Genomic DNA, 26,330 nt, shown 5'->3' with positions numbered 1-26,330 from the left:
GCACGGATCCCGACAAGGGATGTCGCTGTGCACCCCTATATCCCGGATCGGTGGTCAGTCGTCGTCCTTCTCGAGCGGCGGGAGGAACTCGAAGTTCAGGTCCCCCAGCCGCACCAGCGTCGAGCTGATCCACCCGCCCATGGCGCTGAAGTGGTCGTCGAGGGTCGAGCCGTCGGCGAGCGTGGCCTCGTCGAGCTCGTAGCTGCCCTCGTAGCTGATCTCGATCGCGTGCTCGGTCTCGGTCAGGTCGTCGTTCGACACGGCCTCGACCGTCGGGCCCGAGCGGTGCAGCCGCTCGCCGCCGATCGCCGGGCTCTCGGGCGGCAGCGCGTCGAGGACGCGACGCGGGTCGGGCGCGCTCACCAGGCGCTGGATCCGCAGCACCACCTCGATGTCGATCCGCGGCAGCTCGGGGAGCTCCTCCTCGATGTACCAGGACCGGTACGCGGCCTGCGACCACGTCGGCCACTCCAGCGTGAGGTCGGCCCGCACCCGCGGCGGCAGGCCCTCGCCGGGGAGCCCGTACGAGGTCTCCCACGTGAGATCGCCGAGCAGCACGTCGGACTGGAACCGCTCCTCGAACGCCTGGCGCTCGAGGAGGGCCTTCTCCAGCGCGTCGCGCAGGGCGCCGATGGCGTCGGTGAAGACGTGGTCGAGCATCGGCGGCGCAGGCTACCGGCGGTTCGACCGGACCGACGGCGCGGTCGGCCCGGTCGGTCGCACGGCGGTCACGTCAGACGCTGGCGAGGCTCTCGCCGTCGACCTCGTCCAGCACGCCGGCGCCGGCGGTGACGGCGCCGAGCAGGCCCGCGGCCTGCGGCAGGTGGTGCAGGGCGAAGAAGCGGGCCCCGGCGATCTTGGCCCGGAGGTACGACTCGTCGGAGGCGCCGACGTCGAGCTCGCCCTTGGCGGCCAGCGCCAGGCGGGCCGAGAGCCAGCCGCCGGTCACGATGCCGAACAGCTCGAGGTAGGGCGTGGCGCCGGCGAGGGCCTCGCGCGGGTCGGTGAGGCCGTTGGCGATGACCCAGTCGGTCGCCTCGGACAGCGCGGCGACGGCGGCGGCGAGGTTGGTGCGGATGACCGCGAACTCGTCACCGGCGGCGGCCAGGTCGTCGTCGAGGTCCCGGATGCCCTGCAGGAAGTCGCCGACGACGCCGCCCATGCGCATGCCGAGCTTGCGGCCGACGAGGTCCATGGCCTGGATGCCGTTGGTGCCCTCGTAGATCGGGGCGATCCGCATGTCGCGGAAGTGCTGGGCGACACCCGACTCCTCCACGTAGCCCATGCCGCCGAAGACCTGCAGCGCGGTCGAGGTGACGTCGACGCCGACGTCGGTGCACCACGCCTTGGTGACCGGCGTGAGCAGCTCGGCGATCTCGCGCCAGCGCTCGGCGTCCTCGCCCTCGAGGGCCCGGGACAGGTCGATCGCGGCCGCGTTGTAGACGACGAGGGCGCGCATGGCCTCGATGTGGCTGCGCATGTAGAGCAGCATCCGCTTCACGTCGGGGTGGGCGATGATGAACGCCGGTTCCTTGGAGTCGCCGCCGATCTCGCGGCCCTGGCGCCGCTCCTGCGAGTAGGCGAGCGCCTTCTGGTAGGCGGCGTCGCCGAGCGCCACGCCCTGGATGCCGACCGCGATGCGGGCCGAGTTCATCATCGTGAACATCGCCCGCATGCCCTGGTTCTCCTCGCCGACCAGGTAGCCGATCGCACCGCCGTCGTCGCCGTAGCTCATGACGCAGGTGGGCGACGCGTGGATGCCCATCTTGTGCTCGATCGAGACGCAGCGGACGTCGTTGCGCTCGCCGATGGTGCCGTCGTCGTCCACGAGGAACTTCGGGACGATGAACAGCGAGATGCCCTTGGTGCCCGCGGGCGCCTCGGGCAGCCGGGCCAGCACCAGGTGGATGATGTTGTCGGCCATGTCGTGCTCGCCGAACGAGATGAAGATCTTCGTGCCGGTGACCTTGTAGGTGCCGTCGCCCTGCGGCACCGCCTTGGTGGTGCAGAGGCCGACGTCGGAACCGGCCTGCGGCTCGGTCAGGTTCATCGTGCCGGTCCACTCACCGGTGATGAGCTTCCGGAGGTACACCTCTTTCTGCTCCTCGGTGCCCCACGCCTGGAGGCACTCGATGGCGCCGGTGGTGAGGCCGGGGGCCATCGTGAGCGCGCCGTTCGCCGCGGTCTCGAACTCGGCGGCGCAGGCGAACACCGACTCGGGGAACCCGGCCCCGCCGTACTCGACCTCGGCGTTCAGGCCCTGCCAGCCGGCCTCGACGAACTTGGCGTAGGCGGCCTTGAACTCCTGGGGGACCTCGACGCCCTCGGGCGACCACTTCAGGCCCGTCCGGTCGCCGACGGCGTTCGACGGGGCGAACACCTCCTGCATGAACCGGCCCTGCTCCTCGAGCACGGCGGCGACCGTCTCGGGATCGGCGTGGGCGTAGCGGTCGGTCTTGGACAGCTCCTCCAGCATGCCGATGTGGCGGAGGGTGAACAGCGCGTCCTTGACGGGAGCTCGGTAGTCGGCCATCCGGACATGTTACCGAGCGGTAACCGCGCGGCTCCAGCCGCTCGGACGCTCGGCGGGAGCGGGTGAGCGGCGCTCAGCGCGGGTGGGGCGACATCACCGCGACCGGGAGGCCGATGCCGACCTCCTCGTTGCGGAGCCCGGCGATGCGCCGGCCCGGCTGGACCGCGTCCTTCGGCGTGCCGAGCAGGTCCCCCAGGGCCCGGCCGGTGGCGTCGAGGTCGTCGGCGACGAGCGCGAGCCCGAAGATCGACGTCGGCTCGTCGGTCGTCGGCCCGCCCTCGTCGGGCCCGACCAGCTCGAGGATGACGTCGCCGGCCCAGAAGAAGGTCTGGCGCATCGGCGCGCCGTAGGAGGTCGTGCTGCGGCCGCCCCGCACCTCGAGGCCGGCGGCCTCGAACGCGGCGATCGTCCGGTCGCTGTGGCCCGTGCGCACGACCACGTGGTCGATGGAGGTGATGCCGTTCGGGTGCTGCGACGGCGCACCGCCCCCGGCCGCGTCCCGGTGGCTGTCGGCGGTGGCGAGCCCGTCGAGGGCGCGGTCGACGCCGTCGAGCGCCCAGCCCACGAAGCCCCGCTCGCCCAGGTCGAGGCAGAGCACCTCGGTCCGGCCCAACCGGAAGCGCCCGCGGTGGTCGACGTCGAACCCCGCGGCGCGCCAGGCGTCGGGCGGGTCGCCGAGGACGACGTGGGTCAGCTGGTGGGGTCGATCGGCCATGGGCGCGCACCCTAGGGGCCGGGCCGCCGTCCTGCGCCTGCGGCCTGCGCCCGCCACGACGCCCCGTCGACCGTCCCCCGTCGGCGGTCGCCCGTCGACCGTCCGCCCCCTCGACCGTCCGCCCCCTCGACAGTCCGTGCGGTCCCGCCGCCAGCGGTGCGCTCCGCTGGTCGCCGCGACCGTGGGAGGGTATGGCCGTGGAGGAGCCGGCGAGGTACGGCCTGCGGACGGAGGGCCGATGACGGGGAGCATCGCGGTGTGCGCGATCGGGTGGCTCCTCGGGTGGTGGGCGTTCGGCCGCCCCCGCCGGGTCGGCACGCTCCCCGCCGGGTCCGCCACGACCGGCCCGGTCACCGTCGTCGTCCCCGCTCGTGACGAGGCGCTGAGCATCGGCGGCGTCCTCGACGACCTGCTCGCCAGCCGCCCGGCTCCCGACCGGATCGTGGTGGTCGACGACCACTCCACCGACGCGACGGCCGCCATCGCCGCGGCGAGGCCCGGGGTGGAGGTGGCTGCGGCGCCGCCGCTGCCGGCCGGGTGGGCCGGGAAGTGCTGGGCCTGCCACACCGGAGCGCTCGGCGTCGAGGACGGCACGCTCGTGTTCGCCGACGCCGACGTGCGGCTGGCGCCCGACGCGCTCGGCCGGGTCGTCGCCCACGGCCAGGCGACCGGCGGGCTCGTGTCGGTGCAGCCGTGGCACGTGACCGGGCGGCCGTACGAGCAGGCCTCGGCGATGTTCAACGTGATCGCGATCATGGGCAGCGCGGCCGGCGCCCGTGGCGGCGCCGACGCCACCGCGGCCTTCGGGCCGCTCATGTCCACGTCGGTCGAGGACTACCGCGCCGTCGGCGGCCACGCCGCCGTCCGCGACCAGGCCGCCGAGGACCTGGCGCTCGGGCGCCGCTACCGCGACGCCGGGCTCGGGTCCCGCCTGCTGGTCGGCGGCCGGGCGGTCCGGTTCCGGATGTACCCCGGCGGTCCCCGTCAGCTCGTCGAGGGGTGGACGAAGAACTTCGCGACCGGGGCCGGGTCGACGCGGCTGCTGCGGCTGCTCGCCGTGGTCGCCTGGATCGCCGCGCTCGGCACCGGCGCCCTCTTGCTCGTCGACGGTCTGCGGGGCGAGCGGTCGCTCGCCGTCGGGGCCGTGGCGTACGCGGCGATGGTGGCCCAGGTCGCCGTCCTCTTCCGTGCCGTCGGCCGGTTCGGGCCGCTGTCGGCGGCGCTGTACCCGCTGCACCTCGTCGTCTTCGTCCTGGTGTTCGTGCGCTCGCTGTGGTCGACCCACGTCCGTCGGGAGGTCCGCTGGCGCGGCCGCACGATCCCGGTCGACGGCGGCGTGGACGGGAGCGCGGCCCCCGGCGGCGCCGGTCACGTCCCCTCGGGCGGCGACTGAGGTGGACCTGCCGCTCGAGCCCGGCCCCGCCGTGCTCGTGTCGTCCGCCGCGTGGGCCGTGATCGGCGTGACGTCGGGGTGGGCGGTCAGCCGCATCCCGCTGGGCCGGCTGGAGCACGACAGCTGGCTGACCCGGCCCCGCCGGTTCGAGGACCACGGGCGCGTCTACGAGCGCCGCCTGCGGATCCGGCGCTGGAAGGACCGGTTGCCCGAGGCCGGCGGGGTGTTCCGCGGCGGCACGTCCAAGCGCCACCTCGGCGGCGCGTCGGACGCCGCGCTCGAGCGGTTCGCGGCCGAGACCCGCCGGGCCGAGCTCGTGCACTGGATCAACGCGGGCGCCGGTCCGCTGTTCCTGATCTGGTGCCCGTGGCCGCTCGGACTGGTGATGGTCGCCTTCGGCCTGGTCGCCCACCTGCCGTTCGTGGTGATCCAGCGGAGCAACCGGGCCCGCATCGAGCGGGTCCTGGCGGCGCGGCGCGACGGGGTGGCGCCGCTGCGCTGAGCCGCCGGGGGCTCAGCCGGCGCGTGCCGCGCTGTAGGCGGCGATGGCCCGCTCCCGCGCCGACGCGTGGTCGATGATGCGGTCCGGGTAGTCCTCGCCCAGCACGACGCCCCCGGCGGCCAGCTCGATCGGCCCGAGCTCCCACGGCGCGTGGCGGTCGGCGGGCGGCAGGTCGGCGAGCTCGGGCACCCACCGGGCGATGTACTCGCCGTCGGGGTCGAAGCGACGCGACTGCGTCACCGGGTTGAGCACGCGGAAGTACGGCGCGGCGTCGGGCCCGGTGCCCGCGACCCACTGCCAGTTGCCCGCGTTCTGGCTGACCTCGCCGTCGACCAGCACCCGGCGGAAGTGGGCCTCGCCGATCCGCCAGTCGACGAGCAGGTCCTTCACGAGGAAGCTCGCGGTGATCATCCGGACCCGGTTGTGCATCCAGCCGGTGCTCGCCAGCTGGCGCATCCCGGCGTCGACGATCGGGAAGCCGGTGCGGCCCTCCTGCCAGGCGGCGACGCCGTCGGGATCGTCGCGCCAGGCGACTCCGTCGAGCTCGGCGCGCATCGCGCTGCCGACGAGCGACGGCCGCTCGAGGAACAGGCTGGCGTACCAGTCTCGCCACGCCAGCTGCCGCACGAACGCGGCCCGCCCGTCCGAGCCGGTCCCCACGGCCTCGGCGACGTGGCGCGGCGAGAGCGTGCCGAGGTGGAGGTCGGACGACAGCTGCGAGGTGCCGTGCTCGTCGGCCGGCAGGTCGTGGGTGTCCGGGTACCCGTCGACGTGATCGAGCCAGGCCGACAGCCGGCGCTCGGCCGCCTCCTCGCCGGGCGCGGTGCGCTCGTCGCTCGACGGGTCGCGCTCGGGGCGGGGGAGCGTGTCCGGGTCGAGCGACCGCGCGCCGCGGCGTGGATCCACCACGGCCGCGTCGCCCTCGTCGGGCCACGGCGCCCACGGCTCGGCCGCCCAGGCCCGGTGGTAGGGCGTGAAGACCTGGTGCGTCGCGCCGGTCCCGGCGACGACCGAGCCCGGTCGGTGCACGTGGGACCCCCAGCGGACGTCGACCGCGACGTCGGGCTGCAGCGCCTCGCGGACCGCGCGGTCGCGCCGCTGCGCGTGGCCCGACACGTCGCCGTTCAGGTGCACGCTGGTTGCGCCGACGGCCGACGCGACGTCCGGGACGGTGCGGACGGGGTCGCCGTGGCGGACGAGCAGCGCGCCGCCACGGTCGCGCAGCTGGGCGTCCAGTGCGCCGAGGTGCCCGAGGAGGAGGTCGCGCCGCCGCTCGCCGGCCGTCGCCATGACCGCGGGGTCGACGACGAAGAGGGCGAGCACCCGATCGGCGGCCTGGGTGGCGGCCGCCCAGGCGGGGTTGTCGGCCAGACGCAGGTCCCGTCGGAACCAGACGACCGCGGTCTGCGAGGGCATCGGGCGTTCCCTACCCGCTCGCGCCGGTGGACGTCAGCAGCGGCTCAGGCCCACCGCTGTCGAGCGCTGGCTCAGGCCCACCGCTGTCGAGCGCTGGCTCAGGCCCACCGCTGTCGAGCGCTGGCTCAGGCCCACCGCTGTCGAGCGCTGGCTCAGGCCCACCGCTGTCGAGCGCTGGCTCAGGAGTTGCGGCCCATGTTGGGCTTGCGGCCGTGGTTCGCCTTCTTGCGACGCACGTTGGCCTTCTTCTTCTGGGTGCGCTTCGACATAGGGGCGCCAGACTACCGGAGCGGGCCCTGCGGGCTCCAGCCGCCTACCCTGGGTGTCGCCCGTCACGGTGCGGGCCACCAGGGGGTGGGAGAGATGGAACCGGAGCAGACGCCGCAGGACGTCCCGTCGGCAGGCGACGGTCACTGGAGCGAGGGCGCCTCGGACCTCGGCATCCTGCTCGCCGGCCTGACCGGCGGCGCCGGGCTGATCCACCTCGTGATGGTGCCCGAGCACGCCGGTGGCGGCTCGTGGATCGACCCGGTCGGGTTCGCGGTCGTCGGCTGGCTGCAGATCGCGCTCGCGGTCGTGTTCCTGCTGCGGCGTGGCGGTCGCGCGCTGGCCGTCACCGCCGCCGTGCTCAACGCCGCGGCGCTCGGCGTGTGGATCTGGGCCCGCACGGTCGGGCTGCCGTTCGGCTCCCACGCCGGCATCGTCGAGGAGGTCGGCCTGGTCGACGGCGTCTGCGCAGGGCTCGAGGCCACCGCGGTCGTCGTCGCCGTCGTCATGGCGGTCGCACCCCGGCGGCTGCGCATCGGCCTGCTCGTGCCGTCGATCGCCGCCGTGGCGGTGCTCGGGCTCGCCACCGTCGGCATCACCTCGCCGGGCACCGCCGAGCACGCGGCCGGGGGCCACTCCCACGGCGACGAGGCCGCGGCGGCCGGCCACTCGCACGGCACGACTGCGGTCGACGCCGCGACCCACGACGACCAGATGTCGACGATCGACGCGGCGCGCTGCGACCTGGGCTTCAACCCGAAGAGCTACTGGACCGAGGCCGCGGCCCTGGGCGTCGACACCTACGGCGGCGGGTCGATGGACATGTCGGTCACGACCGCCGGCGACATCACCGACGTCGTCGGTGCGGACGAGGGACGGGGTTCGGCGGGTCTCGACAAGCTCGTGGCCGCGACCTCCAAGGCCGACTCCGGCGCCGAGGCCGACGCGGCGGGGCTGGTCGTGGCCCTGGCCCAGGCCGAGGACGACGACTACAAGGCGTGGAGGGGCTGGATGGCCCAGCGCACCGCCGCCGCTGGCGGCGGCCACGCCCACGGCTCGAGCGGTGCCGCGGCGGCCCCCGACGACAACGGCGGTCACGGCGGCCACGCCGGCCCGACCCCGTGGAAGGCGATCGTCGACCAGGACCAGTGCGTGGCGCTCGCCCAGGAGCTCGACGTGGCCCGGAAGACGGCGCTGGCGCTGCCGACCGCGGCCGACGCCATGGCCGCCGGCTACGTCCGGGTCACCGGCTACGTGCCCGGCATCGCCGCCCACTACATGAAGTTCCCGTACGTCGACGGCGAGTTCCACGTCGACCAGCCCGAGATGGTGCTCTACGACGGCGGCGGCCCCGAGGCGCGGGTCGTCGGGCTGAGCTACTACCTGATCCAGCCCGGCGAGGCGGAGCCGACGCAGGGCTTCACCGGCGACAACGACCACTACCACCGCCACGTCGGGCTCTGCACCAGCAGGGCCGGCGTCGTGGGCGACTCGTCGACGACCGAGGAGGAGTGCGCCGAGCTGGGCGGCGTCAAGGCCAACGGCTCGGCGGGCTGGATGTCCCACGCCTGGGTCGTGCCGGGGTGCGAGAGCCCCTGGGGCGTCTTCAGCGGCGCCTCCCCGATCCTCGACCGGGCGCTGTCGGACGCCTCGGGCCAGAACGACGGCGCCTGCTCGGCGTCGTCGGGCCGGGACCGCTACGACCTCAGCCCCGGCGGGAAGGCGACCGGCGACAGCGGCGAGCGGGCCGAGGGCGACGGAGGCTGACGGGGCTCAGCCCGTCGGGTGCGAGCCGGCCCAGGCCAGCAGCTCGTCGGCCTCGTAGGTGTTGACGATGCGGGACGGGTCGACGTCCATGTCGGTCGCGAACCCGCAGCCCCACGCCTGCCACTCCAGCTGACCGGGCGCGTGGGCGTCGGTGTCGATCGACACCCGGCACCCCCACTCGAGCGCGAGGGCGAGCAGCTCCTCGGGCGGGTCGCGCCGCTCGGGCCGGCAGTTGATCTCCACGGCGGTGTCGAAGCGGGCGCACGCGGCGAACACGATCTCGGCGTCGAAGCGCGACGGGGGCCGGCCCCGGCCGGTGATCTTGCGGCCGGTGCAGTGGCCGAGCACGTCGACGTTCGGGTCGGCGACCGCCATCACCATCCGGCGGGTCATCTCGCGCTCGTCCATCCGGAGCTTCGAGTGCACCGACGCCACCACGAGGTCCAGCCGCTCGAGGAACGGGGCCGACAGGTCGAGGTGGCCGTCCTCGAGGATGTCCACCTCCATGCCGGTGAGGATGCGGAACGGCGCCAGCTCCGCGTTGAGCGCCTCGATCTCGGCGAGCTGCTCGGTGAGGCGGGCCTCGTCCAACCCGTGGGCGACGGTGAGGCGGGCCGAGTGGTCGGTGACCGCCAGGTACTCGTGGCCGAGCGCCCGGGCGGTCAGCGCCATCGTCCGCACGCTCTCGGCGCCGTCGGACCAGTAGGTGTGGCTGTGCAGGTCGCCCTTGATCCGGGCGCGCAGCGGTGCGCCGTCGCCCGGGTCCTGGACGGTCGACGCCGCGAGGTCGGCGAGGTAGGTCGAGGGTCGGCGCTCGACGGCGTCGGCGATCACCGACCCGGTCGACGCCCCGATCCCCGGGAGGTCCTGCAGGGTGCCGGCGGCCACGCGCTGCTCGAGCTCGCCCGGGGCCAGGTCGGCGACGATGTCGCGCGCCTTCTGGAACGCCCGGGCCTTGCCGGTCGGGGCGAACCCCCGGTCCAGGTGGTACAGCGCCACGTCGAGCGCGGCCCGGGCCCGCTCGGGTGCCTCGTCGGCGTCGAGGCCCGCGGCGAACACCGCCGCGCCGCCGATCCCGTCCGGTCGCCCCTGGTCGCTCACGTCCGGGAGCCTACGTGCGGCCACTACCCTCCGGAGAGGCCGCCCGGACGGGCGGCCGCACGCCCGGACCGGTCCCCGGTCGGTGCGACCACCACGGTGGGTGCCCACCAGAGGAGCTCAGTGGAACGCTTCGGATTCGTCGGACTGCCGAACGCCGGCAAGTCGTCGCTGTACAACGCGCTGGCCGGCGGCGGCGCCCTCGCCGCCCCGTACGCCTTCGCGACCGTCGACCCGAACGTGGGCGTCGCCAAGGTCCCCGATGCCCGCCTGACCGCGCTCGCCGAGATGAGCGAGTCGCGCAACGTCGTGCCGGCGGCCGTGCAGTTCGTCGACATCGCCGGGCTCGTGAAGGGCGCGGCGCAGGGCGAGGGCCTGGGCAACCGCTTCCTCTCCCACATCCGCGAGGTCGACGCCATCGTCTTCGTGCTGCGCGCCTTCGTCGACGACGACGTGCCGGGCTCGACCGACCCGGTCGAGCAGCTCGAGACGCTCGAGGTCGAGCTGGTCTACGCGGACCTCGAGTCGCTGGAGAAGCAGATCGACAAGCGGCGCAAGGCGGCCCGGGCCGACAAGGCGCTGGCCGACGAGGTGGCGGCCATGGAGGTCGCCGTCGAGCACCTCCAGGCCGGCACCCCGCTGTACCGGGCGGGCCTCGACGACGACCAGCTCGCGCTGCTGCGGCCGTTCTTCCTGCTGACCGCCAAGCCGGCGATGGCGCTGGTCAACGTCGACGAGTCCCAGTGGGAGGACCTCGACGCCGTCCTCGCGCCGACCCGGGCCGCGTTCGCGGCCACGGGGTCGGCCGACGAGCTCGTGCTCGGGCTGAGCATCCAGCTCGAGGCCGAGGCCGCGCTGCTCGACGAGGGGTCCCGCGTCGAGATGCTCGAGGCGCTCGGCCTCGGCGAGGGCGCGCTGCCGCAGTTCCTCCACACCGCCTACTCGCTGCTCGGCCTGCGCACGTTCTTCACGACCGGCGAGAAGGAGTCGAGGGCGTGGACGTTCCGGGCCGGCTCGACCGCGCCGCAGACCGCGGGCGTGATCCACACCGACTTCGAGCGGGGGTTCATCCGCGCCGAGGTCATCCACTGGGACGAGCTGCTGGAGATCGGGTCGTGGTCGGCCGCCCGCGACGTCGGAAAGCTGCGCGTCGAGGGCAAGGACTACCGGCCGGTGGACGGCGACGTGATGGAGTTCCGCTTCAACGTCTGAGGGCCGGATCCCGAGGGAGGTGCGCCGCTGATGCCCTGGCTGGTCCGCAACGGAGACGTGCTGGCGTCGGTCGAGACCGCCGACACCCGTGCGGCCCGCCGGCGCGGGCTGCTCGGCCGGGACCGGGTCGACGGCGTTCTGCGGCTGCGGGCCCGGTCGGTCCACACGTTCGGGATGCGCGTGCCGATCGACGTGGCGACGTGCATCCCGCAGGGCCGCGACGGCTACCGGGTCGTGCGGGTGCTGACGATGCCGCCGCGGCGCGTCAGCCGGCCGGCGTGGCGGGCCCGGGTCGTGCTCGAGGCGGAGGCCGGGTCGTTCCGGCGGTGGGACGTGCGCCCGGGCGACAAGCTGGAGGTGCGATGAGCGAGGCGCCGCCTCCGGGCCGGTCGGGCCGGATCGTCGTCGTCGGCACGCCGATCGGGAACCTCGGGGACCTGTCGCCGCGCGCCGTCGCCGCGCTCGAGGCCGCCGACGTGGTGGCGTGCGAGGACACCCGCCGCACCGGCCGGCTGCTCGCCCACGCCGGGGTCGACCGCCGGACGCTCGTGCGGCTCGACGACCACACCGAGGAGCAGGCGAGCGCCGGGCTGGTCGAGCTGGCCCGCTCCGGTGGCGTCGTGGCCGTGGTCAGCGACGCCGGGCTCCCCGGCCTCTCGGACCCGGGGGCGGTGCTGGTGGCCGCCGCGGTCGATGCCGGCGTGGCGGTCGAGGTGGTGCCGGGGCCCTTCGCCGGGGCGGTGGCTGCGGTCGGCAGCGGGCTGCTCGACGGCTCCGGGCGCTTCGTGTTCGAGGGCTTCCTGCCCCGCAAGGGCGCGGCGCGCCGCGAGCGCATCGCCGCGCTGGCGCCCGAGCGGCGGCCGGTGGTGCTGTACGAGGCGCCGCACCGGCTCGCCACCACGCTGGTCGATCTGGCCGATGCCCTCGGCGGCGACCGCCGCGTGGCCCTGTGCCGCGAGCTGACCAAGCTGCACGAGGAGACGTGGCGCGGGACGCTGGCCGACGCCGTCGCCCGCGCCGACGAGGTCGAGCCCCGCGGCGAGTTCGTGGTCGTGCTCGACGGCGCGCCGGCACCTGCCGAGGCCGACGACGACGCCCTCCGCGCCGCCCTCGACGCCGAGCTCGCCGGCGGCGCCAGCCGCCGCGACGCGGCCGCCGCGGTCGCCGACCGCTTCGGCGTCGCCCCCAACCGGGTCAAGCGCCTCCTCAACGGCTGACGCGACCGGCGGGATGGCGGTCGGCGGGACCCGGTCAGCCGCTCCGGCGGGCGCGGAACGCGGCCAGGGCCTCGTCCGCGACGTCGCGGAGGGGCCGGTCGAGGGCGCGGGCGGCGGCGGCGACGTCGTCGTGCTCGGGCTTGGCCCCGTACGGGCCGACCTTGATGCCGACCGTGTGGCCGTCGACGAGGACCTTCGTGGTGCGCCGCTCGAGCTCGTGCTTGGTCACCGCCCACTCCCGCAGGCCGAGCGTGCCGGTCTCGGTCGCGAGCAGGCGACGCACCGCGGGCACGAGCGCCGGCCGGCACAGCACCCGGACCTGGTGGCCCGGTCGGCTCTTCTTCATCGTCACCGGCAGCACCCACGCGTCGTCGGCGCCGAGCTCCAGCGCCAGCGAGATCACGTGGCCCAGCACCTCGGGGGTCACGTCGTCGACGTTGGTCTCGACGACCACCGCCTCGACCGAGGCGGCCGGCCAGCGGTCCGCACCGGCCTCGTCCGCCGGCTCGTAGCGGACGACGGTGACGACGTTGGCGTGGCCCGCCGGGTCCCAGGTGCCGGCGCCGCGGCCCACGCCGCGGATCGTGCCCGCGGGCAGCGGTCCCCACGCGGCGGCCATGGTGGTGAGCAGTGCGACGCCGGTGGGCGTGGCGGTCTCGCGCTCGACCGGCCGGCCGTCGACCGTGAGCGGGGCGGTGGGGTGCCCCTCGAGCAGCTCCAGGGTGGCCGGCGCGGGGACCGGCACCGTCCCGTGGGCCATGCGCACCGTCCCGATGCCGAGGCCGACGGGCGCGGAGGTGACCCGGGGGTCGCCGAGGTCGTGCAGGGCCGCCCAGGTGCCGACCACGTCGACGATCGCGTCGATTGCGCCCACCTCGTGGAAGTGCACCTCGTCGACGTCGATGCCGTGCACGTGCGCCTCGGCCCGGGCCAGGCGCTCGAAGGTCGCCCGCGCGCCGTCGCGCACCGGGCCGGGCAGATCGGCGGCGGCGAGCATGGCGTCGATGGTCGACCAGCTCCGGTGGTGGACGCCGTCGGGGGCGGTGACGACCACCGACGTCGCCGTCAGGCCCCGCCGGGTCGTCGGCCCGGCGTCGAGCGACCAGCCGGGCACCGGGAGCTCGGCGACCGTGGCCCGCACGGCCTCGGGGTCGGCGCCCGCGTCGAGCAGCGCGGCGAGCAGCATGTCGCCGGCGACGCCGACCGCCGGGTTGACCCAGAGGGCGCTCACCGGCCCGGCCCGCTCACGACCCGCTCGCCCCCGGGTCGCCGCCGAGGATCCGCAGCGCCGCGCAGGCCGCGCCGTACCCGTTGTCGATGCCGACCACGGTGACGCCGGGGGCGCACGAGCTGAGCAGCGACAGCAGGGCCGTGACCCCCTCGAGGCTGGCGCCGTAGCCGGTCGAGGTCGGCACGGCGACGATCGGCTGGGGCACGAGCCCGCCGAGCACCGTCGGCAGCGACGCCTCCATGCCGGCCAGCGCGACCACGACCCGGGCGTCGGCCAGCTCGTCGAGCGACCCGAGCAGCCGGTGGAGGCCGGCGACGCCGACGTCGCGGACGACGTGCACGTCGGCGCCCAGCGCGGTGAGGGTGCCGACGCACTCGTCGAGCACTGGTTGGTCCGACGTGCCGCCCGAGATCACCGCCACCCGGCGGTCGTGGTCGACGGGCGCGTGGCGCCAGGTCAGCGTGTCGGACCACTCGCCGGACGGCACCGGCACGGCGGGGGCCAGCGCAGCGATCGCGGCGCGGTGCTCGGCCGACGTCCGGGTGACGACCAGGGGGTCGGTGCCGTCGAGCAGCATCGCTGCGACGACCTCGGCGCACTGCTGCGGGGTCTTGCCGGCGGCGTACACCGCTTCGGGCAGGCCGGTCCGGCGCACCCGGTCGAGGTCGGGCCGCGTGTGGCCGAGCCCCGCCACCGCCGGACCCGAGGGCTCCGCACGCGACGGACCCGGGCCCGAGCGCCCGCGCTCGTCCGACGGGCCGTCGGCGACCACGTGGTTGAGGTTGCCGGAGCGCAGCCCGGCGAGGTCGAGCGTCACGTAGCGGTACCCGACCGCCTCGAGCTCGGCGACCAGGCGCTCGGCCACCTCGGCGGCCTGGCCGAGCTCGGCGACGGGCACCTCGACCCGGGCGGTGTCGCCGAGGTGCCGCACGCGCACGTCGCTCAGCCCGAGCGAGCGCACGGCGGCCTCGGCCCGGTCGACCTGCGACAGCGTCGTCAGCGTCACCGGCGTGCCGTACGGGATCCGCGACGACAGGCAGGGCCGCGACGGGCGGTCCCACACCTCCAGCCCGGCGCGCCGGGCCAGCGCCCGGACGTCGGCCTTGGCCAGACCCGCCTCGACCAGGGGGAAGCGGGCACCGCGACGGCGGGCGGCCTCCTGGCCCGGGCGATGGTCGCCGAGGTCGTCGACGTTCACGCCCAGCACCACGGTCGCCGGCGCCGTGCGGCCGGTCCCGCCCGCGGCGACGGCCGGCCCGGCGGCGAGCGGCTCGAGCTGGTCGAGCAGCGCCTCCTTGCACCACGCGCAGCGGTCCGTGCCGTTGGCGACGTAGCGCGCCTCGTCCATCTCGTCCGTGTCGACCGCACGCCACGGCAGTCCCCATGCCGCGGCCAGGTCGCGGCAGCGCTCGAGCTCGCCCGTCGCGAGCGATGCGGAGCTCGCCGTCACCGCCACCACGCGGTCGGGTCCGAGGGCCAGCAGCGCGGCGTGCGCCAGCAGCGCGGAGTCGACCCCGCCGGAGAAGGCCACGACGACCGGACCGATCCCACGGAGGACCTCGGCGAGGCGGCGCTCGGCCCCGGCGAGGTCGTCACCGGCGGGCGCGCCGTCCGGCGGCAGCAGGGGTGCGGTCCCGTCGGGGCGCACGTCGGCCTGGGTCACGGGCCGGAGCGTACCGGCCGGGCCCGCACCGCTCCCACGGCGCCCGGGCTCCCGTGCGACCCCGACCGCTAACGTTCGACCCCGTGCCTGCGACCAACGCCCCCACGATCGACGTCAACCCCGGCGAGCTCGACGTCGTCGGCATCGGCAACGCGCTCGTCGACGTGCTCAGCCATGGCTCCGACGAGCTCGTCGCCGAGCTGGGCCTCGTCAAGGGCTCCATGAACCTCATCGAGTCGGAGCGGGTCGAGCTGCTCTACGAGCGCATGGGCCCGGGCGTCGAGGTCTCGGGCGGGTCGGCGGCCAACACGATGGCCGGCCTGGCGTCGCTCGGCGGGACCGCCCAGTACCTGGGCAAGGTCCGCGACGACCAGCTCGGTGCGGTGTTCGCCCACGACCTGGCCGCCACGGGCGTCCGCTACTCGACCGCCAGGGCCACCGCCGGGCCCTCGACCGGCTGCTGCCTGATCCTCGTGACGCCCGACGCGCAGCGGACGATGAACACCTACCTCGGGGCGTCGGTGCACTTCGGTCCCGACGACGTCGACGAGGCGGCCGTCGCCTCGGCCACGGTCCTCTACCTCGAGGGCTACCTGTTCGACCCGCCCGAGGCGCAGGAGGCGTTCCGCCGCGCCGCCCGGATCGCCCACGACGCCGGCCGCACGGTGTCGATCACCCTCTCCGACAGCTTCTGCGTGGAGCGCCACAGGGACGCGTTCCTCGACCTCGTCGAGCACCACGTCGACCTCCTCTTCGCGAACGAGGCCGAGATCACGACGCTCTACCAGAGCGACTTCGACTCGGCCGTCGAGGGCGTGCGCCGCCACGGTGCGGTCGCGGCGCTGACCCGGTCCGAGAAGGGGTCGGTGATCGTGACCGAGGACGCCCTGGTCGAGGTGCCGGCCCACCCGGTCGAGCAGCTGGTCGACACCACGGGTGCCGGCGACCTGTACGCGTCGGGCTTCCTCTACGGCTTCAGCCACAAGATGGACCTGGCGACGTGCGGTGCGCTCGGCTCGCTGGCGGCCGCCGAGGTGATCTCGCACATGGGCCCGAGGCCCGAGACGGACCTGTCGGTCCTGGCCCGCGAGATCCTCTCCGCCTGAAGCGACCTGGGCGACCGCTCGACGCGGCGCCGGATCGGCGCCGTTCGCCGTGTTTCGCAGCTCAGCGGGCGCCGTCGGCGCCGGTGCCGCCGCCCGCCGCCCGTGCCGAACGGCGGGCCGCGCGCAGGTCGATGATCGTGTGGTCGCGGAGGTCGTCGGCGTCGGCCTCCCGCACGTCGGCCACGGCCCGCGGCCGACCGGCGGCGGACCTGGCGTCGCGCAGGTCGATCACGCGCTGGTCCTGCAGGTCGGACGCCAGCTGGGCGGCCCTCGACGACGGGAGCCGCGGCCAGAGCTGCATCGGCCGCTTGGCGGCGACGTCCTCGATCCAGCCGAAGGCCACGACCGCCACGACGAGCAGGACGGCGCAGCCGGCGAGCCGGGTGGCCAGGGCGCCCGGCAGGTCGACCTCGACCATGATCCACAGCGCGACGCCGTGCCAGAGGTAGATCGTGAGCGAGCGCTGGCTGAACCAGGTCGTGACCGATCGCTGGGCCCGCCCCTCGAGCCACGGCTCGATGCGGGGCTGCAGGCCCAGGGCGAGCGCCAGCCAGAACACGCCGAGGAAGGCGACGCCGAAGGCGGCGACGACGACCGCCCGGGAGTGGAAGCCGAAGAACGCGATGGCGCCGACGGGGCCGAGGACCAGGCAGGCGCGGCCCCAGCGGGGCCGGATCCAGGCCTCGACCTTCCCGTCGTGGTGGGCGTACCCGACGATCCAGCACGCTGCGTAGAACACGGCGATCGACAGCCCCGGCGCCCCGAGCGCCCCGACGAGGAAGATCGCGGCCAGGCTGCCCCACAGCGCGCGCGGCCGCTCCCGCTGCCAGCGCCGCAGCGGGCCGCCGATCAGCGACAGCACGAGGTGCATCTGGATGTACCAGAGGGCGAACCAGGTGAGGTGCAGCGCGGTGTCGGCTCCCGGGCCCACCGGTCCGCCCATCGACACGACGGGGAAGAGGAACCCGACCCAGTTGGCCGGCGTGATCTCGCCGAGCACGCCCATGGCGCCCCACAGCGCGAGCATCCCGGCCAGGTAGAGCCAGTACGGGAGCATGATCCGGCGGTACCGGTCCCGGACGACCGACGGGGCGGGCCGACGGTCCAGCGACGCGGCGTACAGGGTGCCGGCGATGAAGAACATGAGGGGCATCGCGGTGAAGGCGGTGACCATCCACGAGCCGCTGGCGTGGAAGACGATCACGCGGACGAGCGCGACCGCCCTCAGCGCATCGAGGTACACGCTCCTCGACAGACGCGCGCTCGCCCCGTTCGACACGGTCATCGCCCCCTGGATCGCCCTTCGGAAGTTCCCCTCAGGGTCGATGACCCCGCCTCCGTGGGGTCACACTACGAACCCCCGCCCCTGGGTACAACGCCCTAACGGGGGATTTCTCATGCCATCCCGCGCCTCCTCGTCGCCGCTCGCGCCACCCCTGCGACCGAACGGGGCTCAGGATGGTGTCCGATCGGACATCGGGGGTGGGCCGGTACGCTCCGTGCCGTGCCCGACCACGACGCCGCCGCGCCGGCCCGCTCCGGGATCGACCGGCGGGCGCTCGCCGCACGGATCGACCACACGCTGCTGCGGCCCGAGGCCACGGTCGCCGAGGTGCTCGACCAGGCCGCGATCGCGGTGTCGACGGGGTGCGCGTCGGTGTGCGTGCAGCCGGCGATGGTGGCCGCGGTGGTCGGGGCGGTGGGCGACCGGATCCCCGTCTGCTCGGTCGTGGGCTTCCCCCACGGCGCCTCGCTGTCCAGGTCGAAGGCCGACGAGGCCGCGGCCGTCGTGGCGCTCGGGGCCGCCGAGGTCGACGTGGTGGCGGACCTCGGGGCGCTCGCCGACGGCGACCTCGCCGCGGTCGCCGCCGACGTCGCCGCCGTGCGCGAGGCGGTGCCGAACGTGGTCCTCAAGGTGATCCTGGAGTCCGCGCTGTGGTCCCCGGCGGTCCTGCGCCAGGCGTGCGAGGCCGTGGTCGGTGCCGGAGCCGACTACGTGAAGACGTCCACGGGCTTCCACCCCGCCGGCGGCGCGTCGGTCGACGCCGTGGCCGTCATGCGGGACGCGGTGGGCGACCGGGCGCGGGTGAAGGCGTCGGGCGGCATCCGCAACACCGCCGCCGCGCTCGCCGCGATCGACGCCGGCGCCGACCGCCTCGGCCTCTCGGCCACGGTCGCCGTGCTCGACGGCCTGGCGTGAGCGGGTCGGTCGCCCCGGTCCTCGGGGTCGAGGCGCCCGGCGGGACGGTCGGACCCGACGTCATCGTGCCGGGGTCCCAGCAGGTGCTGCCGGTGCTGTTCCTGCTGGTCGCCGTGGTGGCCGTGCTCGTCGTGGTGGGCCTCCTCGTCCGGCGCCGGGTGCGGGCCCGGCGCGAGCTCCCACGTCGACGGCCGGTGGGCGTCGCGGTGGCCGCCGTGGTCGCCCTCGTCGCCGGCTGCGGTGCGTGGGCCACGCGACCGCCGCCGTTCTTCGTGCCGCGCTTCGCCGCCCTGCCGACCCTCATGCCCCCCGACAACCTGTTCCTCCGGAGCGTGGCCGACCTGCCGGTGTCGTCCGACAGCGAGCGCTGGATCGCGTCGATCGAGGACCTCGAGCTCAGCCCGAGCTTCTCCGGTGAGGTGGTCGACGGCGTGGTGTTCGGCATCCCGTACAACTTCGTCGACGACGCCACCCCCCGACGCGACGTCACGATCCGGCTGGCGACCGAGCAGAGCGACCCCGGGCCGTACCCGATCACCGACCCCGCCTACATCGAGGCGATGCCGACCTACCACTTCGACATGCACTACGTCGGCATCGACGTGGCGACCCACGACGTCTGGGAGCTGCTGAGCGTCCGGTCGTGGTTCGGCCGCTGGGAGGCCGACGCCGGTGCTCGCTACCGGACCGACTCGAACGACTACCCGCGCGGGTGGACCATCGCTGCGGGCCTGCCGCTGCTCCCCGGCACCGTCACCTACGACCAGGTCGCCGCCGGGTCGGTCGACCACGTGGTCCTGGGCGCGCTCGAGCGCAGCGCCGCCGACCGCTGGATCTGGCCCGCCCGGGCCACCGACGGCCGCTCGACGTCGCCCGACGCGGTGCCGCAGGGGGCGTGGCTCCGGCTCCGGGCCGACGCCGACCTGTCGGGGCTGGGCCCGCAGGCCCGCGTCATCGCCACCGGCCTCCAGCGGTACGGGATGGTGCTGTCCGACACGGGCCCCGGCTTCGGGGTGCGCGGCACCCCCGACGCCCGGTGGGACCAGGCCGACATCCAGTCGCTGCGGGCGCTGTCGGCCGCCGACTTCGAGGTCGTCGACCCCTCGGGCATCGTCGTCAGCCCCGACTCGCTCGCGGTCCGCCCGCCCGCCTGACGGCTCAGCCGAGCAGTCGCCGGCTCAGCCGCCGAGCTGCCGCCGGCTCAGCCGCCGAGCTGCCGCCGGCTCAGCCGCCGAGCAGGACCCCCACGGCGGCGACGACCCCGTCGGCCCGCCGCCCGGCCTCGGCGCGGGCTGCGGCCAGCGCCTCGGGCCCGTCGCCGTCCACGGCGACGACGGCCTCGCAGTAGTGCTTGAGCTTGGGCTCGGTGCCCGACGGCCGGATCGCCAGCCGCGTCCCGTCGTCGGTCCACATCCGGAGCACGTCGGGCGCGGGGCGGTCGCGGTGCACGACCGGCCGGCCGTCGATCTCGTCGAGCGGTGCGTCGGCCAGGCGCCGGACGAACGTGGACAGCACCTCGGCGGCGTCGGGGCCGGCGAGCGTGGTCCAGCCGTTCCTCGTCACGTGGGCGCCGTGCCGGCGGTGGAGGTCGTCGAGCAGGTCGAGGACGGTGCGGCCGTCGGCGGCGAGCCCGGCGACGAGGTCGGCGACCGCCAGCGCGGCGGTGATCCCGTCCTTGTCGCGGGCGTCCGGACCGACGGCGTAGCCGAGCGCCTCCTCGTAGGCGAGCACCTGCCGCCACTCGGGGTGCTCCATCGCCGGGCGGCACAGCCACTTGAACCCGGTCAGCGTCTCGACGGCGTGGGCGCCCGCCGCCCGTGCGATCGCGCCGGCGAGCTGCGAGCTGACCACGGTCGTCGCCACGAGCGGCGTCCGGGCGTCGGGCGCACCGGCGGCGTCTCGCTCGAGCAGGTGGTGGCAGAGGACGGCGCCGACCTCGTCGCCGGTCAGGGCGCGCCACGCACCGTGGCCGTCGGGGACGACGAGCGCCAGCCGGTCGGCGTCCGGGTCGTTGGCGAGGCCCGCCGCGCAGCCGGCGCCGGCCGCCACGTCGACCAGCCGGTCGAGCGCGCCCGGCTCCTCGGGGTTCGGGAAGGCGACGGTCGGGAAGTCGGGATCGGGGTCACGCTGCTCGGCGACCACGTGCAGGTCGTCGTGGCCGGCGGCCCGGAGGAGGCGCTCGAGCAGGTCGGCGCCGACGCCGTGCATCGAGGTGAGCGCGAGCGGGACGGTGCTGCGGGGATGCACTCCGACGAGCGCCCGCTCGACGTACGCGTCGGCGGCCGGCCCGGTCGACGACGTGCCGAGGTCGGTCCGGGGTGCGCTCCCCGGACCGGGACGGACGACGCGGTGCGCGGCGGCGATCGGGTCGTCGGGCTCCGCGGCCACCGCCGCGGCCACCTCGGCGGCGGCCCGGTCGATCTCGGCCGCGATCCGTGCGTCGAGGGGAGCCACGATCTGTGCGCCGTCGGCCCAGTACACCTTGATGCCGTTGTCGGCCGCCGGGTTGTGGCTGGCGGTGACGACGATGGCGGCAGCGGCGTCGCCGTGGGCCAGCGTGCTCGCCACGAGCGGCGTCGGGACCGGGCCGTCGAAGCCGGCCACGGCGAGCCCGTGGGCCCGGAACACCGCCTCGGCCGCCGCCGCCATGGCCGCCGAGCCGTGCCGGCCGTCGCGCCCGACGAGCACGCCCCGGGAGGCGGCGTCGGCGACGTCGTCGAGCAGCACGCGGGCGATCCCCGCCGCGGTCTGCTCGGCGACCACGACGTTCAGGCGCCGGGGTCCCGGGCCCAGCGGCCCACGCAGGCCGGCCGTGCCGAAGCGGAGCCGGCCGTCGACGAGGTCGACGAGCGCGGTGCGGTCGCCCCGCTCCGCGGCCGCGACGGCGTCGAGCAGCGCCCGGCGCCCCTCGGGATCGGTCTCCAGCAGCGACCAGAGCCGGGCCCGCTCGACGAGGTCGTCCACGCCCACCTCAGGCGGCCGCCACCACCCGCCGGAGCAGGTCGGCGAGCCGGTCCTGCGCAGCGGCGCCGGCCGCCAGGACCTCGCCGTGGTCGATCTCGGCGGCCAGGCCGGCGGCCAGGTTGGTCACGAGCGAGACGCCGAACACCTCGGCGCCGAGGTGCTGCGCCGCGATCGCCTCGAGCACGGTGGACATCCCGACGAGGTCGGCGCCCAGCGTGCGCAGCATCCGGATCTCGGCCGGCGTCTCGTAGCTCCCGCCGAGCAGGCCGGCGTAGACGCCCTCGACCCGGTCCGGGCCGGCGGCCTCCCGCAGGCGCGGGCTGTAGAGCCGGGTGAGGTCGGTGAAGCGGCTGCCGGGCGGACCCGGCGGTTCCGGGCCGCACATGGGGTTGGCGCCGGTGAGGTTCAGGTGGTCGGCGATCACGACCGGCGTGCCCACCCCGACGTCGGGCCGCAGCGAGCCGGCGGCGTTGGTGAGGCAGACGGTCGTGCAGCCCGCCAGCACGGCGGACCGAACGGCGTGGACCACCGTCGACGGCGGGTGCCCCTCGTAGAGGTGGGAGCGCCCGGCGAGCACCAGCGTGCGGACCCCTCCGACGTCGACCGAGCTCGCAGTCCCGCCGTGGCCCGCGACCGTGGGGGCGGGCACCCCGGCGAGGTCCGACATCGCCATGTCGGCGCGCACGTCGCCGAGCCCGGCGCCCACGCCCGCCCAGCCGCTGCCGAGCACGACCGCCACGGTGTGCTCGCCGAGGCGGTCGCGGAGCAGGTCGGCGTCGGAGCGGGCCAGCGCGTACGGGTCGCCGTTCGTCATCGCAGGAGTCTTCCACCCGCCCGGCGCCCCGCCGTCCGCCCGAGCGGGTCCGGCGGGCGACGGCCGGCGGGGCGGCGACCGCCGGCCGCGCCCCTGGGCAGATGTCCCCGGGGGCCCGCCGCTGGTCACGGCACCCCCCACCGGTACCCTTGACCGGTCGACCGGGCCCACGCGCCCGGCCGAGGATGCCGGGGCCGAGTGCGGTCCCGTGGAGGATCGTGCAGACACTGGACAGACCGCCGACGCTGCCCGGGGGCCCGTCGCCGCGGCGCGGCCGGGGAGCGGTGGCGGCCGTGGTCGCCAGCCTGCTGGCGCTACCGGTCTTGGTGCTGCTCGTCGTGTCCAAGTGGGGCGTGCTGATCGCCGCCGTCGCGGCGGTCGCTGCGCTCATCTGCCTCTGGGCCCTGCGTCGGGGCTTCGCCCTGATCGAGGTCGTCGCCTTTCTCATCCACTTCGATGGACTCGGAGCGGGCCAGATCCGCATGGGTCGGATCGTGGCTGGACTGGTTGCGGTCGTCATCGTCTACAAGCTGATCGCCGAGAAGTGGCGACCTCCTGCCATCCCCACTCGGCACTGGCTGCCGGTGCTGATGTTGACCGTGTATGCGGTTGCGTCCGGCTTCTGGTCGGACGAAGCAGGGGGGTGGCTTCTTGCCATGTGCCTGCTCGGGCTTGCCTTGGTCTACTTCGCGATCTCAGGGATGCTCGTGGACAGCCATGACAAGATCGAGCAGTTCCTTCGCGCGTTCTGGGTCGGCGGTCTCTTCGGCGCCGGCGCTGGCGTGCTCGCTTTGTTCCTCGGCACCCGGTCGGTCGGATTCGGTGCTGATCCGAACTTCTTCGGGATGATCTCGGCTGCGATGATCCCGCTCACCGTCTACTACAGGCGAAACGCCACCAGCATCGCCGCCAGGCGCTGGTACACGGTTGCCGTCGTCTTTGTGCTTGCTGGTGCCGCTGGAGCCGGCAGTCGATCTGGTCTCATCGGTGGGGCGATCGTCATCGTTGCGACGATCGTCAGCCGACCGGGCCTCTCCACGGTTCGTCGGATGCGGGTGGGAGTAGGCGCCCTGGTGCTCGCTGGAATGGCGTTCTTGATTGGCTTCGTTGCGAATCCTGCGAACCTGCAGAGGGGTTTCGCTGATCGAGGGGCCGGTCGCCTGGACTTCTGGGCCGTCACCGTGGACCTAATCGGGGACAGACCGCTTCTTGGACACGGATTTGGCCAGTTGAAGACCAAGATCGTTCCGAGCATGACCACAACGCCTGGGGTGCAGGAGCTCGCTGACACCCGCGAGGATGTCTCGTCCCACAACACGTGGTTGGACATTGCCGGGGACCTCGGCCTTGTTGGACTGCTGATCTGGATCTCGATCTTCCTCATCGCAATGCTGGGATTCCTCCGACCTCGGTGGGCCCAAACCAAGGAGCTGTCAGGAACGCTCTTCATCATGATGCTGCCGGTTCTGTCGAGCTCCATGTTCCTTCCCCTGCTCAACAACAAGCTGGCGTGGTGTCTCATCGGTCTGGCCGCAGCTCTGCAGGTGCCTTCAAAGAAGACGCGCTGGAGGGGCTTTGTCCAGCCGACTGATGTTCGGCAGCTCACGACAGGTGAGAAGGACACGCTCCTGCCAGCAGAGCTCGACCCGCCGCCCACGTACGAGCAGAAGGTTTGGCAAGCGCCAGACCTCGCCCGATGGGATGTGCGAGTGTCGCGTCGATTCCGATATTGGATCGTCGCCGGGGCGTTCGGCGGGATGGTGTTGGGTGCATTGGTCATGTCTTCCTTTCCAGTTCGGTACGTGGCTGCTGGAGAGATCGTCCTTCCGGAGCTCGCCGAGACTCGTGGCAATAACCGAGTCGTCCTCTCTGGGACGCAGATGCAGGTGATCAATTCACTCGCAACTTCGGGTGCCTATGCCGTGGAGCTCCAGCGCCTTGCCGGTTTGGAGATGTCCGTTGAGGAGGTTCGTGACGCCGTGAGCGTCGATCGCCGGCAGTTCGGCGCCTACATGCGCATTCAATTCCGAGTCAACGACGCCGCTGTGGCTGAAGGTGCGCTTCCCTACATCGTGCCGGCGCTGGACAACGTCGTCGCCGAGAGTCGCGCTGCGGCACTCGATCGCGTCGCCGACGAACTGCGGCCCGTGTATCCTGGCGAGCAACGATTTGACACGAGCCCCCTCTTTCTTCCGGCCTATCCCGAACCATCGATCGCCGTGCAGAGTCCAAAGGTCGCATGGGCTGGGTTCATCGGTGCGCTGACGGGGGCCCTCGCGGCAGCCGGACTTGTGCTCCTCCAGCAGCGCCGCCCACGGGTCAACAACGACGACGACCTGCTCGCCGCGATCGGCATGGGGGTGTGGACCCACGTCGGCCGCTCCGGCCGCCGCTACGCGGCGACCGGCGCCCAGTACGCGCAGGTGGCGACGATGGCGGCCGAGTTCGTGGGTCGCGAGGACGAACCCCGGCGCATCGTCGTCGGCACCCCGCGCCCCGACCCGGCGGCCCGGAGCCTCGCCGCGGGCCTGGCCGCGGCGATCGCGGCCGAGGACCGGCGGGTGGTGCTGATCGACGCCCAGGTCGACTCGCCGAAGTTGACGAGGCGCCTCAGCGGACCCCTGCGGTCCGGCCTGCTGCAGGTGCTCGACGGGGCGGCGATCGAGCCGCTGCTGCGGCGCGTCAACCGCTGGCGCCTGCCGTCGTCGGTGCGACGAGCGCTCAAGGACCACGGCTCCCGGCTCCGGTTCCTGCCCCTCGGCCGCCGGTCCCGCGGGCAGCACCCCGTGATCCGGCCCGAGCTGTTCGACCGCTTCGGACCCGACGTCACGCTCGTGGTCCTCGCACCGTCGCTCACCTCCGACGTGCCGGTCGGGGCCCTGCTGGCCTGGGCCGACGCCGCGCTCCTCACGCTGGTCGAGGGCCGCACGGTGACGTTCGACGCCGAGGACGCTGCGGCGCCGATCCGGACCTTCAGCGCCGGTCCCTCCGGCGTCGTGATGATGGACGTGTGAACCGGTCGATTACGTTTGGGCCGTGACCGGTCCCGACGACATGGCCACGTCCGACGGCGCCGCGACGGCGCCGGCAGCACCCGGTCCCACGTGGATCGACAACCACTGCCACCTGGACGGCGACGACGACCCCGCTGCCCTGGTGGCCGAGGCGCTGCGGGCAGGGGTCCAGGAGCTGGTGACGGTCGGGACCGACGCCGAGCGGTCGGCCGCCTGCCTGGCCCTGGCGGGCCGCTTCGACCACGTGTGGGCGACCGCAGGGGTGCACCCGCACGACGCGGACGGCGGCGTCGCCGCGCTCAGCGAACTGGTCGACGCCGCGCTCGACTCGGGCGACCGGGCGCTGGTCGCGATCGGCGAGTGCGGGCTCGACCACCACTACGACCACTCGCCCCGCGACGCGCAGCGGCGCGCGTTCGGCGAGCAGATCGACCTGGCGCACCGGACCGGTCTCCCGCTCGTGATCCACACGAGGGAGGCCTGGGACGAGACGTTCGAGGTGCTCGCCGAGCACGGCGTGCCCGAGCGGACGGTGTTCCACTGCTTCACCGGCGGCCCGGCCGAGGCCGAGCGCTGCCTCGACGTCGGGGCGCTGCTGTCCATCTCGGGCATCGTGACGTTCCGCAGCGCCCAGGACCTCCGCGACGCGGTGGCGGGCACGCCGCTCGACCGCCTGATGGTCGAGACCGACTCGCCCTACCTCGCCCCCGTGCCCCATCGCGGGAAGCGCAACCGTCCGGCGCTCGTGGCGCGCGTGGGCGAGGAGGTCGCCGCGCTGCTCGGGCTCCCGGTGGACGAGGTCGCCGCCGCGACGACCTCGACCGCTCGCCGCTTCTACGGGCTCCCGCGCGCCGACGTCGCCGGCGGGGCCCCGGCGTGAACGCGATGCCGGCCCGGATCCTGATCGCCGCGGGCGTGAGCGTCGTGGCGGTGGTGGTCCTGCTCGTCGCCTGGGTCAGCGGCTCGGGCGACGACGAGGCCGCGACCTCGACGACCACCACCGAGGCCACGACCACGACGACCGCGGCGGCACCGGTCGAGACCCTCCCGCCGACGCCGATCACCGTGCTGCCCGACTGGTACCGCAAGGGATCGAGCCGCTACGAGGACCGCCGACCGTCGACCGTCCCACCCGACGTGGCGGTCACCACCACCACGACCGGCGGCGGGTCGGGCGCGACGACCACCACGACGACGTCCGCGGCCGACGACGGCTGA

General features: G+C 74.5%; 23 protein-coding genes. 12 read left to right on the top strand and 11 right to left on the bottom strand.

Annotated features, from left to right (window positions below):
* Window positions 1-54 precede the first annotated feature (54 nt).
* From LH044_RS09360 to LH044_RS09350, 3 genes are all read right to left on the bottom strand, one after another.
* Window positions 55-660, bottom strand: coding sequence for a hypothetical protein (locus tag LH044_RS09360; protein WP_227759762.1), 606 nt, complete (start codon window positions 658-660; stop codon window positions 55-57).
* Between the two features lie 73 nt (window positions 661-733).
* Window positions 734-2,533, bottom strand: a complete 1,800-nt coding sequence (locus LH044_RS09355; protein ID WP_227759761.1) for an acyl-CoA dehydrogenase family protein — start codon at window positions 2,531-2,533, stop codon at window positions 734-736.
* Window positions 2,534-2,606: 73 nt separating this feature from the next.
* Window positions 2,607-3,248, bottom strand: coding sequence for a VOC family protein (locus tag LH044_RS09350; protein ID WP_227759760.1), 642 nt, complete (start codon window positions 3,246-3,248; stop codon window positions 2,607-2,609).
* 238 nt (window positions 3,249-3,486) lie between these two features.
* Between LH044_RS09350 and LH044_RS09345 the strand changes: the two genes are divergently transcribed.
* Both LH044_RS09345 and LH044_RS09340 read left to right on the top strand, forming a co-directional pair.
* Complete coding sequence (locus LH044_RS09345) at window positions 3,487-4,641, top strand: glycosyltransferase family 2 protein (RefSeq protein ID WP_227759759.1); 1,155 nt, start codon at window positions 3,487-3,489, stop codon at window positions 4,639-4,641.
* Window position 4,642: 1 nt separating this feature from the next.
* Window positions 4,643-5,143 (top strand): glycosyl-4,4'-diaponeurosporenoate acyltransferase CrtO family protein, encoded by a 501-nt coding sequence (locus tag LH044_RS09340; RefSeq protein WP_227759758.1) that lies wholly within the window; start codon window positions 4,643-4,645, stop codon window positions 5,141-5,143.
* 12 nt (window positions 5,144-5,155) lie between these two features.
* Here LH044_RS09340 and LH044_RS09335 read toward each other — a convergent pair whose 3' ends face one another.
* Window positions 5,156-6,559, bottom strand: a complete 1,404-nt coding sequence (locus tag LH044_RS09335; protein ID WP_227759757.1) for a cryptochrome/photolyase family protein — start codon at window positions 6,557-6,559, stop codon at window positions 5,156-5,158.
* A gap of 179 nt (window positions 6,560-6,738) precedes the next feature.
* Complete coding sequence (locus LH044_RS22005) at window positions 6,739-6,828, bottom strand: 50S ribosomal protein L37 (RefSeq protein ID WP_374210574.1); 90 nt, start codon at window positions 6,826-6,828, stop codon at window positions 6,739-6,741.
* A 94-nt stretch (window positions 6,829-6,922) separates the two neighbouring features.
* Between LH044_RS22005 and LH044_RS09330 the strand changes: the two genes are divergently transcribed.
* Window positions 6,923-8,593 (top strand): hypothetical protein, encoded by a 1,671-nt coding sequence (locus LH044_RS09330; protein WP_227759756.1) that lies wholly within the window; start codon window positions 6,923-6,925, stop codon window positions 8,591-8,593.
* Window positions 8,594-8,599: 6 nt separating this feature from the next.
* Here LH044_RS09330 and LH044_RS09325 read toward each other — a convergent pair whose 3' ends face one another.
* A complete protein-coding gene (locus LH044_RS09325) occupies window positions 8,600-9,694 on the bottom strand; it encodes a PHP domain-containing protein (RefSeq protein WP_227759755.1) in 1,095 nt (364 codons plus the stop codon).
* A 120-nt stretch (window positions 9,695-9,814) separates the two neighbouring features.
* Here LH044_RS09325 and ychF point away from each other — a divergent pair, with 120 nt between their 5' ends.
* The 3 genes from ychF to rsmI are packed head-to-tail and all read left to right on the top strand — an operon-like array spanning window position 9,815 to window position 12,120.
* Entirely contained in the window at window positions 9,815-10,903 is a 1,089-nt protein-coding gene (gene ychF / locus LH044_RS09320) for a redox-regulated ATPase YchF (RefSeq protein ID WP_227759754.1), read from the top strand.
* 30 nt (window positions 10,904-10,933) lie between these two features.
* Window positions 10,934-11,269, top strand: a complete 336-nt coding sequence (locus tag LH044_RS09315; protein ID WP_227759753.1) for a DUF192 domain-containing protein — start codon at window positions 10,934-10,936, stop codon at window positions 11,267-11,269.
* Window positions 11,266-12,120, top strand: a complete 855-nt coding sequence (rsmI, locus tag LH044_RS09310; RefSeq protein ID WP_227759752.1) for a 16S rRNA (cytidine(1402)-2'-O)-methyltransferase — start codon at window positions 11,266-11,268, stop codon at window positions 12,118-12,120. Before LH044_RS09315 ends, rsmI begins: the two co-directional genes overlap by 4 nt.
* Before the next feature lie 34 nt (window positions 12,121-12,154).
* Here the strand turns inward: rsmI and larC are convergent, their stop codons facing one another.
* On the bottom strand, window positions 12,155-13,351 hold the full coding sequence (gene larC / locus LH044_RS09305; RefSeq protein WP_227759751.1) for a nickel pincer cofactor biosynthesis protein LarC: 1,197 nt from the start codon (window positions 13,349-13,351) through the stop codon (window positions 12,155-12,157).
* Between the two features lie 13 nt (window positions 13,352-13,364).
* Window positions 13,365-15,014 carry an ATP-dependent sacrificial sulfur transferase LarE gene (gene larE, locus LH044_RS09300; protein ID WP_227759750.1) on the bottom strand — a complete coding sequence of 550 codons (1,650 nt, stop codon included), beginning with the start codon at window positions 15,012-15,014 and terminating at the stop codon, window positions 13,365-13,367.
* Window positions 15,015-15,097: 83 nt separating this feature from the next.
* Here larE and LH044_RS09295 point away from each other — a divergent pair, with 83 nt between their 5' ends.
* Window positions 15,098-16,120: an adenosine kinase gene (locus LH044_RS09295; protein ID WP_227759749.1), complete on the top strand. Its 1,023-nt coding sequence runs from the start codon at window positions 15,098-15,100 to the stop codon at window positions 16,118-16,120.
* Between the two features lie 61 nt (window positions 16,121-16,181).
* Here the strand turns inward: LH044_RS09295 and LH044_RS09290 are convergent, their stop codons facing one another.
* The gene (locus tag LH044_RS09290; protein WP_227759748.1) at window positions 16,182-17,405 is read right to left on the bottom strand and encodes an acyltransferase family protein; all 1,224 of its coding nucleotides are present in this window, start codon (window positions 17,403-17,405) and stop codon (window positions 16,182-16,184) included.
* 219 nt (window positions 17,406-17,624) lie between these two features.
* On the opposite strand from LH044_RS09290, the gene deoC reads away from it, so the two are divergent.
* Together deoC and LH044_RS09280 are read left to right on the top strand one after the other, a co-directional pair.
* The gene (deoC, locus tag LH044_RS09285; RefSeq protein WP_227759747.1) at window positions 17,625-18,320 is read left to right on the top strand and encodes a deoxyribose-phosphate aldolase; all 696 of its coding nucleotides are present in this window, start codon (window positions 17,625-17,627) and stop codon (window positions 18,318-18,320) included.
* Window positions 18,317-19,474, top strand: a complete 1,158-nt coding sequence (locus LH044_RS09280) for a hypothetical protein (protein ID WP_227759746.1) — start codon at window positions 18,317-18,319, stop codon at window positions 19,472-19,474. Before deoC ends, LH044_RS09280 begins: the two co-directional genes overlap by 4 nt.
* Window positions 19,475-19,544: 70 nt before the next feature.
* Here the strand turns inward: LH044_RS09280 and LH044_RS09275 are convergent, their stop codons facing one another.
* The gene (locus LH044_RS09275; protein WP_227759745.1) at window positions 19,545-21,284 is read right to left on the bottom strand and encodes a phospho-sugar mutase; all 1,740 of its coding nucleotides are present in this window, start codon (window positions 21,282-21,284) and stop codon (window positions 19,545-19,547) included.
* 7 nt (window positions 21,285-21,291) lie between these two features.
* Window positions 21,292-22,098, bottom strand: coding sequence for a purine-nucleoside phosphorylase (locus LH044_RS09270; protein WP_227759744.1), 807 nt, complete (start codon window positions 22,096-22,098; stop codon window positions 21,292-21,294).
* Between the two features lie 218 nt (window positions 22,099-22,316).
* Between LH044_RS09270 and LH044_RS09265 the strand changes: the two genes are divergently transcribed.
* The 3 genes from LH044_RS09265 to LH044_RS09255 are packed head-to-tail and all read left to right on the top strand — an operon-like array spanning window position 22,317 to window position 26,330.
* Window positions 22,317-25,112, top strand: coding sequence for an O-antigen ligase family protein (locus LH044_RS09265; RefSeq protein ID WP_227759743.1), 2,796 nt, complete (start codon window positions 22,317-22,319; stop codon window positions 25,110-25,112).
* 22 nt (window positions 25,113-25,134) lie between these two features.
* Entirely contained in the window at window positions 25,135-25,992 is an 858-nt protein-coding gene (locus LH044_RS09260; RefSeq protein WP_227759742.1) for a TatD family hydrolase, read from the top strand.
* Window positions 25,989-26,330 (top strand): hypothetical protein, encoded by a 342-nt coding sequence (locus LH044_RS09255; RefSeq protein WP_227759741.1) that lies wholly within the window; start codon window positions 25,989-25,991, stop codon window positions 26,328-26,330. The genes LH044_RS09260 and LH044_RS09255 overlap by 4 nt, the downstream gene beginning before the upstream one ends.

Origin of the sequence: Dermatobacter hominis, from assembly GCF_020715685.1 — a bacterium.
Taxonomy (GTDB): domain Bacteria; phylum Actinomycetota; class Acidimicrobiia; order Acidimicrobiales; family Microtrichaceae; genus Dermatobacter; species Dermatobacter hominis.
Note: the sequence above shows the minus strand (reverse complement) of the source record. Positions and strands in the feature narration are given on the sequence as shown.